Below are 13000 nucleotides of genomic sequence, written 5' to 3' on the forward strand. Positions count from 1 at the left end.
AACTGGAGCGATTCATGGTTACCCGTCGACGTTTTCTGCAAGGAATGGCCGCCTTCACGGCACTGGGTCAGGTCGGTTCCCTCACCGCGCTGGCCAGTGGCGTGCAAGAAGGCCTGGACGCTTCCTCCGCCAGCGGCGGCACCGCTGCGGAAGGCGTCTTGCGTTACGTCGACGTCTTCGTCGGCACGGGCGGCCACGGTCACACCTTTCCGGGTGCGACGCGGCCGTTCGGCATGGTCCAGCTGAGCCCGGACACGTACAACGCGCAGTGGGACGCCTCGTCCGGCTATCACCAGGGCGATGGCTCGATCATGGGTTTCTCGCACACGCACCTGTCCGGCACCGGTGCCGCCGACATGCTCGATTTCCTGGTGATGCCTTCGATGGGGCCGGTGCGCCTGCAGCCGGGTGATCGCGATTTCGACGGCGTGAACTATACGTCCCGTTTCGACGCGAAACGCCAGGGCGACGGCAAGCCGGCGAAGGGCTACAAGACGGGCGTGAAGGGCTACCGTTCGCATTACACGAGCGAAGCGGCGCACCCGGGCTACTACCGGGTGAAGCTCACCCAGCACGACATCCTCGCCGAACTCACGGCTACGCTGCGCGCGGGCATGCACCGCTACACCTTCGGCAAGGACGGCGACGCCCACCTGCTGCTGGACATGACCCACGGCTACCAGGACGACATGGACAAGCCGACCCGTCTGAGCGACGTGGAACTCACCGTGGTTGGCAACGACACGATCGTCGGTGGCCGGCGGGTGTACCAGTGGGCGAGCGGGCGTGTCATCTACTTCGCCATGAAGGTGTCGCGGCCGATCGCCAGCGCCACGCTTTACGAGAACGACAAGCCGGCGCCGAAGGGAACGACCACGGTCAAGGGCGACCAACTCAAGGCGGCCCTGCACTTCGACAAGGCGTCGAGCGAGCCGCTGCTGGTGAAGGTCGGCATTTCCGGCGTGGATATCGATGGCGCCATGCGCAACCTCGAAGGCGAGATCCCGGGCTGGGATTTCGACGGCGTGCGTGCCTCGGCCGAGGCGGAGTGGGAACGCGAACTGTCGAAGATCCGCATCGCCTCCTCCTCGGACAAGGTGAAGCGCACGTTCTACAGCTCGCTGTACCACACGATGCTCGCGCCCACCGTGTTCAGCGACATCGACGGCCGTTACCGCGGCATGGACCGCGCGGTGCACACGCTGCCCGAGGGCCGGCACAACTACAGCACCTACTCGCTGTGGGATACCTATCGTGCCGAGCATCCCTTGTTCACCCTGTACCAGTCCGAGCGCGTGCCCGACCTGGTCGACGGACTCGTCCGTCTTGCCGTGGAAAGCCCCAGTGGCGCGCCGGTATGGCCGCTGCAAGGCGTGGAGACGGTCTGCATGATCGGCTACCACTCCGCCGTGGTGCTGGCCGAGGCGCAGGCCAAGGGCTTCACCGGCATCGACTACATGAAGGCGTGGCCGGTGTTCCGCCGCCGGGCCATGCAGGACGACTACTTCGGCCTGCCGTACTACCGCAAGCTCGGCTACATCCCCAGCGAGAAGGAAGGCGAGGCGGTCAGCAAGACGCTCGAATACGCCTATGACGACTGGGCGGTGGCGCACATGGCCGAAGCGCTCGGCCATGCCGACGACGCGTCGTTGCTGCGCAAGCGCTCGCAGAACTACCGCAACGTGTTCGACAAGGACACGCAGTTCATGCGCCCGCGCGCCGAGGACGGTACCTGGCTGCAGCCCTTCGATCCGATCGCCATCGGCCATTCGAACCGGTGGCGCGATTTCACCGAATCGAACGCGTGGCAGGCCACCTTCCTCAACCAGCACGACGTGTACAACTACATGGGCCTGTTCGGTGGCGAGGAAGGCTTCGAGAAGAAGCTCGACGCCTTGTTCAATGCCGACCCGACCCTGCCGGACAACGCGCCGCCGGACATCGCCGGCATGGTCGGCCAGTACGCCTTCGGCAACGAGCCAGGGCATCACATGCCTTATCTCTACGCGTACACGGGTGCCCACCACAAGACGCAGGCGCGCGTGCGCATGCTGCTCGAGACCATGTACCTGCCCGAGCCCGACGGCCTTCCCGGCAACGAGGATTGCGGCCAGATGAGCGCCTGGTACGTGATGAGCGCCATGGGCCTGTACGCCGTCGACCCGGTCAGCACGAACTACGTTTTCGGCAGCCCGCTGCTCGACCGCGCGGAAGTGCAGGTCGGTGGGGGCCGGGTACTGGTCATCGAGGCGAAGGACAACGGCCCCGGCCGCCCGTACATCCAGTCGGTGAGCTGGAACGGCAAGCCGTGGACGAAGAGCTGGATCCCGCACAAGGAACTGGCCGCCGGCGGTACGCTGAGCTTCGTCATGGGCGAGACGCCGAACGAATCCTTCGGCAAGGCCATGGCCGATCGTCCGCCCTCGTTCGGCGAGGTGGCGCGGGGCTGATCCCCGCCGTTCACGATCGGTAGACCCTCGTACCGACACTCTGGCCCGGCCGGGAGGATCCGGCTGGGGAAGGGGAGTGCCATGTCGTACGCGGGACGCATGTATTTTCGGGCCTACCTGCCGGGTGCGCTCGCCCTGGCCGGTGGCGCACTCGCCGCCGCCGGCCTGAAGGCGGCGCAGCAGTTACCGGGCGAATTCGGCACCCTTTCCCTCTACTCGAACCTGCCGGGCTGGACCTTCGCGGGCGGCCTCGCGGTCGCGCTGAGCGTCGCCGCGGTGCAGACCGTGCGTCTTCGCCTGTGGGAGCGGGGCGCCATCGCCGGGTGCTATGTGTGCGGTTGCCTGCTCGGCGTGCCGCGCGCGGCGCGACACGGGCTGGGCATGACCCGGCATTGCCTGGGTTGCGGCAAGGTGCACGGCGTGAACCATCGGCTATCGCCGAACGTGGTTCCCCTGGCGGTGGCCGTGAAGGACACCGCCACGCCGGTCAGGAGCGTACGTTCGTCACCGTGATGCGGTGACCGATCCGCTCGAGCAGCGCGCGCAGCGCCTCGGCGTCTTCCAGGCTCGTATCGTCCTCGAGCGACAGCCACACGGTGTCGCCGGACAGGCCGTGCACCTTTTCGTTGAACTCGATCTCGATGGCGACCTTTCCGCCCGGCTGGACCACCGATACCTCGAAGTTACGCTGCTGCACGCCCTGTATTCCCCTGGTGGACTGACTGGATGGGTTAGGTAGGCATTTTACCGGTACGGCGGGGAAAGTGCTGTCCGCGTCCCCAACTAGTCGTCGACGCGCCCGAGCGGCGCGGCGACGTCTTCCAGCGAACGGCGTTCGGCCGCGATTCCGAGCAGGACCGCCGCGGCCGCGCCGACCAGCATGAGGAAGGCACCGAGGGCATAGCCCCAGCCGATGGCCGCCCGCTCGCCCGTGCCGATCAGGCTGCCGAACAGCCATGGGCCCACGACGCCGCCCAGCGCCGTGCCGAAGGCGTAGAACAGGGCGATGGCCAAGGCCCGCAGTTCCAGCGGGAAACTCTCGCTTACCGTCAGGTAGGCGGAGCTGGCCGCCGCCGAGGCGAAAAAGAACACGACGCTCCAGGCCACCGTCTGGCTGCGCGCATCGAGCATGCCGTGCACGAAAAGCCACGCGGTGGCGAACAACAGCAGGCCGGACAGCGTGTAGGTGATGGCGATCATCGGGCGGCGGCCCACGCTGTCGAACAACCTCCCGAGCAGCAGCGGCCCGAGGAAGTTGCCCGCCGCGAAGGGCAGCAGGTAGAGCCCGACGTCCGCATCGGCGACACCGTAGAAGCGGCCGAGCACCAGCGCGTAGGTGAAGAAGATCGCGTTATAGAAGAAGGCCTGGGTCGCCATCAGGACCAGCCCGAGCACGGTACGTTTCGGGTACAGGCGAAACAGCGTGGAGGCGACGTCGGCCATGGTCAGCCCGTGCGGCCGCAGCCGCAGCCTCGCCAGCGGACGGTCCGGCGGCGCGACGCCCATGCGTCGCTCGATCTCGGCGACGATCGCTTCCGCCTCGCCGATGCGTCCCCTCAGCATCAGCCAGCGTGGGCTCTCCGGTATCCAGTGGCGGAGCAGGAGGATGCCGAGCCCGAGCACGGCGCCCAGGCCGAAGGTGAGCCGCCAGCCGATTTCCGCCGACACCCAGCCCGAGTCCAGCAGGACGACCGCGCCCAGGGCGCCGGCGGCCGCGCCGAGCCAGAAGCTGCCGTTGATCACCAGGTCGGTATGGCCACGGTAACGCGCGGGAATCAGTTCCTGGATCGCCGAGTTGATCGCGGCGTACTCGCCGCCGATGCCGGCACCGGTGAGCAGGCGGAAGAGGGCGAAGGTCAGGAAGTCCGGGGAGAGCGCCGTGGCCGCGGTGGCGGCGAGGTAGAGGCCCAGCGTCACGGTGAACAGTTTCTTCCGGCCCAGCCGGTCGGTAAGCCATCCGAAGAACAAGGCGCCGGCGACCGCACCCACCAGGTAGAGGCTGGCCGCGAGGCCGACCTGCATGTCGGTGAGGTGAAGCACGGGGCTCGATTTCAGGGCGCCGGCGATCGAGCCGGTGATGGTGACCTCGAGGCCGTCCAGTACCCAGGTGATCCCCAGCGCCACGACGACGAGGGTATGGAAGCGCCCCCAGCGCAGCCGGTCGAGCCGCGCGGGGACATCGGTTTCCACGACCTCGTCGCGGGCGACGCCTTGTGGGTTCATGCCCCGACCCTAAGGGGCGGGAAGTCATGGAGACGTCAGCGCGGGACCCGGTACCCGCCCCGCACGCCCTGTGGCGACAGGGTGAGCTGCCACAACTGGTCGCGGCGGCTGCGGAACACACCGGCCGAGCAGCCCAGGTAGAAGCGCCACATGCGCCGGAAGCGTTCGTCGTAACTGGCCGAAAGCCGTGGCCACGCCGCCTCGAAGTTGGCCGTCCACGCCATCAGGGTACGGTCGTAATCGGCGCCGAAGTTGTGCCAGTCCTCGACCACGAACAGGCCTTCCAGCGCGGCGGCGACCTGGCTCATCGCCGGGATCACCGAGTTGGGGAAGATGTATTTCTCGATCCATGGGTCGGGCCGTCCCGGCGCGCCGTTGCTGCCGATGCTGTGCAGCAGCGCGAGGCCATCCGCTCGCAGGCAACGCCGGGCCACCTCGAACCAGGTCCTGTAGTTCTTGCCGCCGACGTGCTCGAACATGCCGACGGAAAGGATGGCGTCGAAGCGCTCGTCGAGCTCGCGGTAATCCTGCAGGCGTATTTCCACCGGCAGGCCCTCGCACAGCGCGCGGGCGTATTCCGCCTGTTCCTTCGATATGGTGACGCCGACGCCGCTCACGCCGTAGCGTTCCGCCGCGAACTTCAGTGCCTCGCCCCAGCCGCAGCCGATGTCGAGGATGCGCTGGCCGGGTTTCAGCTGGAGCTTGCGGCAGATCAGGTCGAGCTTGGCTTCCTGCGCGTCGTCGAGGTTGTCCGCCTGGGCCCAGTAGCCGCAGGAGTACACCAGCCGCTTGCCGAGCATGGCCTCGAACAGGTCGTTGCCCAGGTCGTAGTGCTGGCGGCCGACCTCCCAGGCGTGCTCGCCGCGCTGGAGGTTGAGGAAGCGCGCCTTGAGGTGGGCGATCAGCGTGTCGAGCGTGCGCAACGAGTCGTCGAGGTGCGACGACAGTACGCGTGTGAAGAAACCGGACATGTCGGCGACATCCCACCAGCCGTCCATGTACGACTCGCCGAGTCCGAGCGAGCCGTGGGCGAAGACGCGGGCGTAGGTGCGCTCGTCGTGGATCGCGATGTCGGTGGGGCGGTCGCCGCCGATGGTGACCCCCGCGTGTTCGAGGAGATCCTGTGCACGTGCCTTGAGAGAAGAAGAATCGTGGTTCATCGATTGATTGATTCCCTGGTGACCCTCTCGCCGCCCCGCGCGGCGTGGCGCTGGTTAGAAGTGTTTCAATACTCCGCGTGCGATGCCCAGGCCGGCGATCGTCATGAGGATCGAACCGACGAGGTTGAGTCCAACATGCGCGGCGAACCAACCGTATTGCTGGCGCAGCAGCAGGGCGGTAGTTTCGGCCGAGAACGTCGAAAAAGTCGTGAGGCCGCCGAGAAATCCGGTGGCGACCAGCAGGCGCGCCTCGACGGGCAGCGTCTGGAAATGGTCGAACACGCCGAGGGTCAGGCCCATGAGGAAGCCGCCGAGCAGGTTGGCGGCCAGGGTCCCCAACGGAAGCGTGGGGAACAGGGGGTTGAATACGACGGCCAGCCACCAACGCAGCCAGCAGCCCAGCATGCCGCCTATCCCGACGGCCAGGAAACCGGTGTAACCCACGTTACCCCCGATGGAGATCGATGGATCGATTATGGGCCTTCGCCCGCCCCACGGCGAGGGTCCGACCTCTTGCCGCTATACTCGCAAGACTTCCCCGCACGGCCTTGCAGGACCATGTCCTCCGCGACCCGCGATCCGCGTCGCCATCTGCCGTTATTGCTCGCGGCCCTGTCGATGATCGGGCCGTTCTCGATCGACGCCATCTTTCCGGGCTTTCCGGACATCGGCCGCGACTTCGGCGTGGGCGACGTCGCCTTGCAGCAGTTGCTCAGCGTGTACCTGCTCGCGTATGCCGTGATGAGCCTGTTCCACGGCGCGCTGTCCGACGCCTATGGACGCAAGCCCGTGATCGTCACGGCCATGGCCATCTACACCGTCGCCTCGGTGGGTGCCGCGCTGGCCCCGAGTTTCACCTTCCTCCTGGGCTGCCGCGTGTTGCAGGGCATGTGCGGCGGCGCCGGCATCGTGGTGGGCCGCGCCGTGGTCCGCGACACGATGCACGGCGAGGAAGCGCAGCGGATGATGTCGAAGGTGATGATGATCTTCGGCGTCGCGCCGGCGATCGCCCCGATCGTGGGTGCCTGGCTGCTCGGCATCGACGGCTGGCGCGGCATCTTCTGGGCCTTGTCGGCGTTCACGACGGCGCTGACCCTGGGCGTCGCGTATTTCCTGGTGGAATCGCACCCGGGGGAGCGGCGCACGGTGTTTCGTCCGCGGCCGCTGCTTGCTGGCTACCTGCGCATCGCCCGCGACCTGCCGTTCTGGCCACTGGCGCTCGCGAGTTCGGTCAATTTCGCCGGCCTGTTCCTCTATATCGCCTCGGCGCCGCGCGTGATCCGTGACCTGCTCCACCTGGGCGCGGACGGATTTCCCTGGCTGTTCGTGCCGGTGGTGACGGGCATGGTCACGGGAGCCTTCATTTCCGGGCGGGTGGCGGGGCAGGTGAGCGCGGCGCGCACCGTCGCGTGGGGTTATGCCGCGATGCTCTCTTCGTGCGCCATCAACCTGGCTTTCGCCTTGACGCTCGATGCGCCGCGCGTGCCATGGTCGACGGTACCGCTGATGCTCTACGGCTGCGGGGTGCAGCTTGCCTTCCCCACGCTGACCCTGCTCCTGCTCGACCGTTTTCCCGAGCAACGCGGCGGCGTGTCATCGGTGCAGGCCTTCGGCAGCCTGATCCTGACGGCACTGGTCGCGGGTGTGCTTTCGCCGGCGCTCTCGGGCGGCATGCTGACTCTCGGCCTGGGCGCCATGTCGCTCTGCCTGCTCGGACTGGCCGCCTGGGTCGCCTATCTCCACCTGGAACGCCGTGGCCTTGCCCGCGCGAAAGCCGAAGGTATGGATGCCGGGAGCGTGGAACCGGGAATGTAGAAACCGAGAGTGGTGGACCCCGAGAGTGGTGAACCCCAAGAGCGGGTGGGAGCCGACTCTGTCGGCGATCCCGCGGCAGCGGGCCAGGTTACGGCGAGCACCCATCGCCGACAGGGTCGGCTCCCACCTCAAAGCAGCCGCCCCAGCCGCCCCGGTCGATCAGCCGACGGGCAGGCTGCGTGCGCGAAGGAACGCTTGCGCTTCGGCGGCGTCGTGTTCGAACCAGGCGCGGGTGGAACCCAGCCGGTAGGTGTAGCCCCAGCGGTCCATGTCTTCCATGAGGCGTGCGGAACCGACCGATGGCAGCTGGCCGGCGAGGACGATCTGCAGGTAACAGGTGGCGTCTTCTTCCTCGATGGAATCGGTGGCGTCCGTGTGCACCAGCGCGCGTTTCTCCTCGGGAAGCACGAGAAGGTGACACGCTTCGTGGAGCAGGGAGTGCACCGGCGTGTCGGCACGCGCATAGACCGTCGTGCCGATGATGCCGGCTTCGGTATCGCCCCAGAAACTGCCGGGAATGGCTTCGCCGTCGGCGATGGCCACGAGTGCGAGGCCATGCCGTTCGAGCAGGCTGCGCGGTTCGTCGAAACCGATCTCGCCGACGCGCAGGACGGCGTCGGCGGGATCGGTGCCGGGCGGCGTGACCGCCCCGGCCGGATGGTCGCCCATGGGTGGATCAGCTGGCCGAAGCGGCCGGTTTGCCCACGACCTTGCCATCGGGCAGGGCGACGGAAAGCTCCAGCACCTCGTGGCCACTGTCGCGTTCGAGGCTGACGTTGACCGCCTCGACATCGACGTTCACGTACTTGCGGATGACTTCGAGCAGCTCGTTGCGCAGCAGCGGCAGGTAATCGGGGCCACCGCGCGTGGAGCGCTCCTGGGCGACGATGATGCGCAGGCGTTCCTTGGCCACGCCCGCGGTCGCCTCGGGCTTGCGCTTCAGGAAATCGAGGATACCCATGCTCAACCTCCGAATACGCGCTTGAGGAAGCCCTTCTTGACCGGCTCGAGGAAGCGAAGCGGACGCTCTTCGCCGAGGATGCGGGCGACGGTGTCCTTGTAGGCGGCGCCGGCGTTCGAGTTGTCGTCGAGGATCACCGGCACGCCGGCGTTGGACGCGGCGAGCACGTTTTCCGATTCCGGGATGACGCCGACCACCGAGATGCCGAGGATTTCCTCGACGTCCTTGACGCTGAGCATCTCGCCGGCTTCGACGCGATTGGGGTTGTAGCGGGTGAGCAGCAGGTGCTGCTTGATCGGCGCTTCACCCTTTTCGGCGCGCCGCGTCTTGCTCGAGAGCAGGCCGAGGATGCGGTCGGAGTCGCGCACGGAAGAGACTTCCGGATTGACCACGACCACGGCGTGATCGGCGAAGTACATCGCCAGGTGCGCTCCCTTCTCGATGCCGGCCGGCGAGTCGCAGACGACGAAGTCGAAGTTTTCCTTGGTCAGTTCGTCGAGGACCTTCTCGACGCCTTCCTGGGTCAGGGCATCCTTGTCGCGTGTTTGCGACGCGGCGAGCACGAAGAGGTTCTCGTGGCGCTTGTCCTTGATCAGCGACTGCTTGAGGGTGGCTTCGCCGTGCACGACATTGACGAAGTCGTACACCACGCGGCGCTCGCAGCCCATGATGAGGTCGAGGTTGCGCAAGCCGACGTCGAAGTCGATGACGGCCACCTTCTTGCCCTGCATGGCGAGGCCGGTGGCGAGGGAGGCGCTGGTGGTGGTCTTGCCGACTCCGCCCTTGCCCGAGGTGACGACGATGATTTCAGTCAAGAGATGTCTCCGAGTGTTGCCAGCGACGGCGGCCGTGTCACAGCCGCGCGATCATGAGTTTTCCATTGTCGAGCCAGCATTGCACGGGCTGGCCTTCGAATTCCTTGGGCATGTCTTCGAACACGCGGTAGTGCCCGGCGATCGCCACCAGTTCGGCGCGGAAGTCGGAGCAATAGATACGTGCGGATTCGTCACCCTGCGCGCCGGCCATGGCGCGGCCACGCAGGCTGCCGTAGATGTGGATGGAGCCGTCGGCGATGACCTCGGCGCCGTTGGCGACGGTGGCGGTCACCACGAGGTCGCGGTCGCGGGCGTAGACCTGCTGGCCGGAGCGCACGGTGCTGCCGCCGTGGTGTTGCGCGGTGACGGTGCCGCCGCTTTCGACGGCGGGCTCGGGCGATGCTACGCCGCGCTTGGGTTCCGCCCGGGCCTTGGCCGGTTCGGCCGGCGGCGTTTCGCCGTGGCCGGGCTCGTATTGCGCGCGGAACTTGGCGATCAGGGGCAGGCCCATGCGCTCGGCGAGGGCTTCGGTCTCGCTGGTGCCGTAGGCGATGCCGACGGGCAACATGCCGGCGCTGCGGATGGCTTCGAGCAGGGCATCGACCATGCCGTCGTCCGGCAGTTTCGAAAGATGCGAGAGATCGAGCACCACCGCGGCGCGGGAGAACATCTGCGGCGCGGCGCGCACGCGGCGCTCCAGTTCCTCCACCAGGGCGGCGGCGTCGACGCGGCGCACACGCACGCAGGCGATGCCGACCTGGCCGAAACGCAGGTCGCAGGCCGCTTCGAGGGATTCGGCGCGGGCGTTCACGCGGCCACCCCCGCACCGTCGATCGGACGGTGGCGTTCGGCCAGCCATTCCACGGCGGGCAGGCCACCCTGCTCGAGGTAGCGCTCGCGCACGAAGGGGAAGCTGGGCAGCTCGCGGGCGAGCAGGCTCACCTTGGGCCCGGTGCGGCCCATCTTCTGCTGGCCGACTTCCTGGAAGCCCATGGTGCCGTGGAACAGCACGGTCTGGTCGTTGCGTGGTTCGAGGAAGACCTCGCAGGTCAAAAGCGGCACACGTACCTCGGCATAGCTCTGCACATCGCAATAAAAGATCCGGCCCAGCCCATGACCGCGCGATTCGGACGCGATCACGATGCGATCGATGTACACGAAGCTTTCGTAATGGGCCTGGAACCAGCGGAAGTTCGGGCTGGCGTATTCGGCGTCGGGACGCATGGCGATCAGGAAACCGAGGATGCGGCCATTCTGTTCGGCGACACGGAAGTAGTGGGCGATGTCGTAAAGGTGACGCAGGCGGGCGAGGTCCGTGGCGAGGATGCCGGTGCCTGCCTCGTTGTTGAGTGCCAGCACGGCATCCAGGTCGTGCTCGCACACGTCGCGGATGGCAAGGGCCATTCGTTGCTCCGCTTGAGTGTTCTGGAAAAAGACGACCCCCGGGCCGTCGAATGCGCGGCATTATGGCACGCTCCGGCCTCGCCGGGGAGCGCCGCGTGGATGTAAAACCGTTGTAAAGCCGGTGTTTGCCGTGGACGCGCACGTGACTTCAGTCAGGTGGTGCGGGCCGCGTGAAGCCCTATGATGCGGGCATGTCCAAGGTCCAGTTCAATCACGTCCGCCTGCTCAGGTACGCCACGTACTTCGTCTTCCTGTGCGTCGGGCTGCCGCTGTCGATGCAGCGCGCCGGCCACGAGCCCGGGCAGATCGGCGACGTGGCGTTGCTGTCGTGGACGGCCTGCTACCTCGTTTTCGGGCTCGTGTACTGGCTGCTCACCCGCAACCTCGGTTCGCGCGTGGACGGCGCGACCCGGGTGGCCGTGCTGGTGATCCTCACCGGCACGGCGCTGGCGATCGGCGTGCTGAGCAAGAGCGGCGTGGCGGCCCTGCTGCTGATCATCGTGGCGACGGTGGTGCCATGGCTGGTCAGCCTGCCGATGGGCATCGCCTGGATGGTCGTGGCGCACCTGGCCCTCGTACCTGTGTTCCTGGAGGTGCCGGGCTTCTCGTTCATCCAGTCGTTGATGCAGGCCTGCCTGTATTTCGGCTTCTCGGCCCTGGTCTTCATCACCTCGATGGTCGCCAGCCAGCAGGCCGACGAGCGCGAGGAACTGCGCCGGTTGAACTCGGAACTGCGCGCCACCCGCGCCTTGCTGGCGGAATCCACCCGCATCGCCGAGCGGATGCGCATCGCCCGGGACCTGCACGACCTGGTCGGCCACCATCTCACGGCCCTCAGCCTGAACCTGGAAGTGGCCAGCCACCTCACCAACGACACCGCCCGCGAGCACGTGCTGAAGGCACAGAGCACCGCCAAGCAACTGCTGGCGGACGTTCGCGAGGTGGTGAGCGAACTGCGCCAGGACGATGCCATCGACCTCACCCAGGCCTTGCGCAGCCTCATGGAAGGGGTGCCCGGCCTCGACGTGCGGCTGAGCGTGCCGCCACGCTTCGGCGTCGAGGACCCGCGCCGGGCGCAGATGTTGCTGCGCTGCGCGCAGGAAATCCTCACCAATACCGTGCGCCACGCCAACGCGCGCCATTTGTGGCTCACCTTCCGCCACACCGGCCCCGACGAACTCTGCCTCGACGCTCGCGACGATGGCCGGGGCAGCGGCGAGTTCCGCCCGGGCAACGGCCTCACCGGCATGCGCGAGCGCCTGGCCGAGTTCGGCGGCAGCGTCACCTTTCGTACCGACCCCGCCGGCGGTTTCGCGCTGACCGCGCGCCTGCCGCTGGGCGAGGAATCCACCCTGGCGCACGCGCCGCCGAGGCCCGTCCTCGATCCCTTGCTCGACGACGAGCCCAGTGACGCGTCGCGTGCCAAACTCTCCGTTCCTTCCGAGGATCTCCCATGATCTCCGTCTGCCTAGTCGACGATCAGAACCTGGTTCGCCAGGGCATTCGTTCCCTGCTCGACCTCGCCGGCGACATCCGTGTCGTCGCGGAATGCGCCGATGGCGCGCAGGCGGTGCAGACCATTCCCCAGGTGCGGCCGGACGTGGTCCTGCTCGACCTGCGCATGCCGAACATGAGCGGTCTCGAGGTGCTCCAGGCCTTGGGGGGGCGTAACGAACTGCCGCCGACCATCATCCTCACCACGTTCGACGACGACCAGCTGGTGCTGGCCGGCCTGAAGGCGGGCGCGCGCGGCTATCTCCTCAAGGACGTGTCGCTCGACCAGCTGGTGGAGGCCGTGCGAACGGTCGCGGCGGGCGGCTCGCTGGTGGCGCCGATGGTGACCCAGCGGCTCCTGGCCGGCGTGGGCCGGATCCAGAACCAGTTCTCCAGCCTGGAACAGCCCGACCCGCTCACCGAACGTGAGACCGAGATCCTGCGGCTGCTTTCGGGCGGCTACAGCAACAAGGAAATCGCCAATTCCCTGCGGGTGGCCGAGGGCACGGTGAAGAACCACGTCTCCAATATCCTTTCGAAGCTGGGCGTCCGCGACCGTACCCGCGCCGTCCTGAAGGCCCTGGAGCTGGGAATCGTCTGAGTCCGCGCTGACTGTTCGGTACGAAGCCCGCCACTCCGGCCGAAAATCCGCTTGTGCGCGCTTGCGAAAAAGGGCAG

At 67.2% G+C, this 13000-nt stretch carries 14 protein-coding genes; 5 read left to right on the forward strand and 9 right to left on the reverse strand.

Translation table 11 applies throughout. The annotated features are described in order from the left end of the window. Positions 1–14 precede the first annotated feature (14 nt). On the forward strand, positions 15–2450 hold the full coding sequence (locus tag ACR9Y6_RS00380) for a GH92 family glycosyl hydrolase (protein WP_481279517.1): 2436 nt from the start codon (positions 15–17) through the stop codon (positions 2448–2450). A gap of 81 nt (positions 2451–2531) precedes the next feature. Next, positions 2532–2963 (forward strand): hypothetical protein, encoded by a 432-nt coding sequence (locus tag ACR9Y6_RS00385; protein ID WP_481279518.1) that lies wholly within the window; start codon positions 2532–2534, stop codon positions 2961–2963. Here ACR9Y6_RS00385 and ACR9Y6_RS00390 read toward each other — a convergent pair. The 4 genes from ACR9Y6_RS00390 to crcB form a co-directional block, all read right to left on the reverse strand. After that, on the reverse strand, positions 2938–3147 hold the full coding sequence (locus tag ACR9Y6_RS00390) for a hypothetical protein (RefSeq protein WP_306849763.1): 210 nt from the start codon (positions 3145–3147) through the stop codon (positions 2938–2940). The genes ACR9Y6_RS00385 and ACR9Y6_RS00390 overlap by 26 nt on opposite strands. An 86-nt stretch (positions 3148–3233) precedes the next feature. Further along, positions 3234–4673, reverse strand: a complete 1440-nt coding sequence (locus ACR9Y6_RS00395) for an MFS transporter (RefSeq protein ID WP_481279519.1) — start codon at positions 4671–4673, stop codon at positions 3234–3236. Positions 4674–4708: 35 nt separating this feature from the next. Then, positions 4709–5833 carry a cyclopropane fatty acyl phospholipid synthase gene (cfa, locus tag ACR9Y6_RS00400; RefSeq protein WP_481279520.1) on the reverse strand — a complete coding sequence of 375 codons (1125 nt, stop codon included), beginning with the start codon at positions 5831–5833 and terminating at the stop codon, positions 4709–4711. Positions 5834–5887: 54 nt separating this feature from the next. Further along, complete coding sequence (crcB, locus tag ACR9Y6_RS00405) at positions 5888–6277, reverse strand: fluoride efflux transporter CrcB (RefSeq protein WP_426285430.1); 390 nt, start codon at positions 6275–6277, stop codon at positions 5888–5890. Between the two features lie 114 nt (positions 6278–6391). Between crcB and ACR9Y6_RS00410 the strand changes: the two genes are divergently transcribed. Further along, positions 6392–7648: a multidrug effflux MFS transporter gene (locus ACR9Y6_RS00410; RefSeq protein ID WP_481279521.1), complete on the forward strand. Its 1257-nt coding sequence runs from the start codon at positions 6392–6394 to the stop codon at positions 7646–7648. Between the two features lie 159 nt (positions 7649–7807). On the opposite strand, the gene ACR9Y6_RS00415 is transcribed toward ACR9Y6_RS00410, so the two are convergent. From ACR9Y6_RS00415 to ACR9Y6_RS00435, 5 genes are read right to left on the reverse strand one after another with little or no spacing between them, the layout of a single operon-like run. Next, positions 7808–8317, reverse strand: a complete 510-nt coding sequence (locus ACR9Y6_RS00415; RefSeq protein WP_481279522.1) for a hypothetical protein — start codon at positions 8315–8317, stop codon at positions 7808–7810. Between the two features lie 7 nt (positions 8318–8324). Next, a complete protein-coding gene (gene minE, locus ACR9Y6_RS00420) occupies positions 8325–8609 on the reverse strand; it encodes a cell division topological specificity factor MinE (RefSeq protein ID WP_306849774.1) in 285 nt (94 codons plus the stop codon). A gap of 2 nt (positions 8610–8611) precedes the next feature. Further along, complete coding sequence (gene minD / locus ACR9Y6_RS00425; protein ID WP_371023387.1) at positions 8612–9424, reverse strand: septum site-determining protein MinD; 813 nt, start codon at positions 9422–9424, stop codon at positions 8612–8614. 37 nt (positions 9425–9461) lie between these two features. Then, positions 9462–10235 carry a septum site-determining protein MinC gene (gene minC, locus ACR9Y6_RS00430; RefSeq protein WP_481279523.1) on the reverse strand — a complete coding sequence of 258 codons (774 nt, stop codon included), beginning with the start codon at positions 10233–10235 and terminating at the stop codon, positions 9462–9464. Beyond that, positions 10232–10828, reverse strand: coding sequence for a GNAT family N-acetyltransferase (locus ACR9Y6_RS00435; protein WP_481279524.1), 597 nt, complete (start codon positions 10826–10828; stop codon positions 10232–10234). The genes minC and ACR9Y6_RS00435 overlap by 4 nt, the downstream gene beginning before the upstream one ends. A 191-nt stretch (positions 10829–11019) precedes the next feature. On the opposite strand from ACR9Y6_RS00435, the gene ACR9Y6_RS00440 reads away from it, so the two are divergent. Together ACR9Y6_RS00440 and ACR9Y6_RS00445 are read left to right on the forward strand one after the other, a co-directional pair. Beyond that, entirely contained in the window at positions 11020–12285 is a 1266-nt protein-coding gene (locus tag ACR9Y6_RS00440) for a sensor histidine kinase (RefSeq protein ID WP_481282668.1), read from the forward strand. After that, a complete protein-coding gene (locus ACR9Y6_RS00445; protein ID WP_306849782.1) occupies positions 12282–12923 on the forward strand; it encodes a response regulator in 642 nt (213 codons plus the stop codon). Before ACR9Y6_RS00440 ends, ACR9Y6_RS00445 begins: the two co-directional genes overlap by 4 nt. The last annotated feature ends 77 nt before the right edge of the window (positions 12924–13000 follow it).

This window comes from Luteibacter sp. TLI7-4A (assembly GCF_056754745.1).

Bases quoted from the DNA above. Each gene is read 5' to 3' on its own strand.
- ACR9Y6_RS00380 (WP_481279517.1), top strand. From the start codon at position 15: ATGGTTACCCGTCGACGTTTTCTGCAAGGAATGGCCGCCTTCACGGCA.
- ACR9Y6_RS00385 (WP_481279518.1), top strand. From the start codon at position 2,532: ATGTCGTACGCGGGACGCATGTATTTTCGGGCCTACCTGCCGGGTGCG.
- ACR9Y6_RS00395 (WP_481279519.1), bottom strand. From the start codon at position 4,673: ATGAACCCACAAGGCGTCGCCCGCGACGAGGTCGTGGAAACCGATGTC.
- cfa (WP_481279520.1), bottom strand. From the start codon at position 5,833: ATGAACCACGATTCTTCTTCTCTCAAGGCACGTGCACAGGATCTCCTC.
- ACR9Y6_RS00410 (WP_481279521.1), top strand. From the start codon at position 6,392: ATGTCCTCCGCGACCCGCGATCCGCGTCGCCATCTGCCGTTATTGCTC.
- ACR9Y6_RS00415 (WP_481279522.1), bottom strand. From the start codon at position 8,317: ATGGGCGACCATCCGGCCGGGGCGGTCACGCCGCCCGGCACCGATCCC.
- minE (WP_306849774.1), bottom strand. From the start codon at position 8,609: ATGGGTATCCTCGATTTCCTGAAGCGCAAGCCCGAGGCGACCGCGGGC.
- ACR9Y6_RS00435 (WP_481279524.1), bottom strand. From the start codon at position 10,828: ATGGCCCTTGCCATCCGCGACGTGTGCGAGCACGACCTGGATGCCGTG.
- ACR9Y6_RS00440 (WP_481282668.1), top strand. From the start codon at position 11,020: ATGTCCAAGGTCCAGTTCAATCACGTCCGCCTGCTCAGGTACGCCACG.
- ACR9Y6_RS00445 (WP_306849782.1), top strand. From the start codon at position 12,282: ATGATCTCCGTCTGCCTAGTCGACGATCAGAACCTGGTTCGCCAGGGC.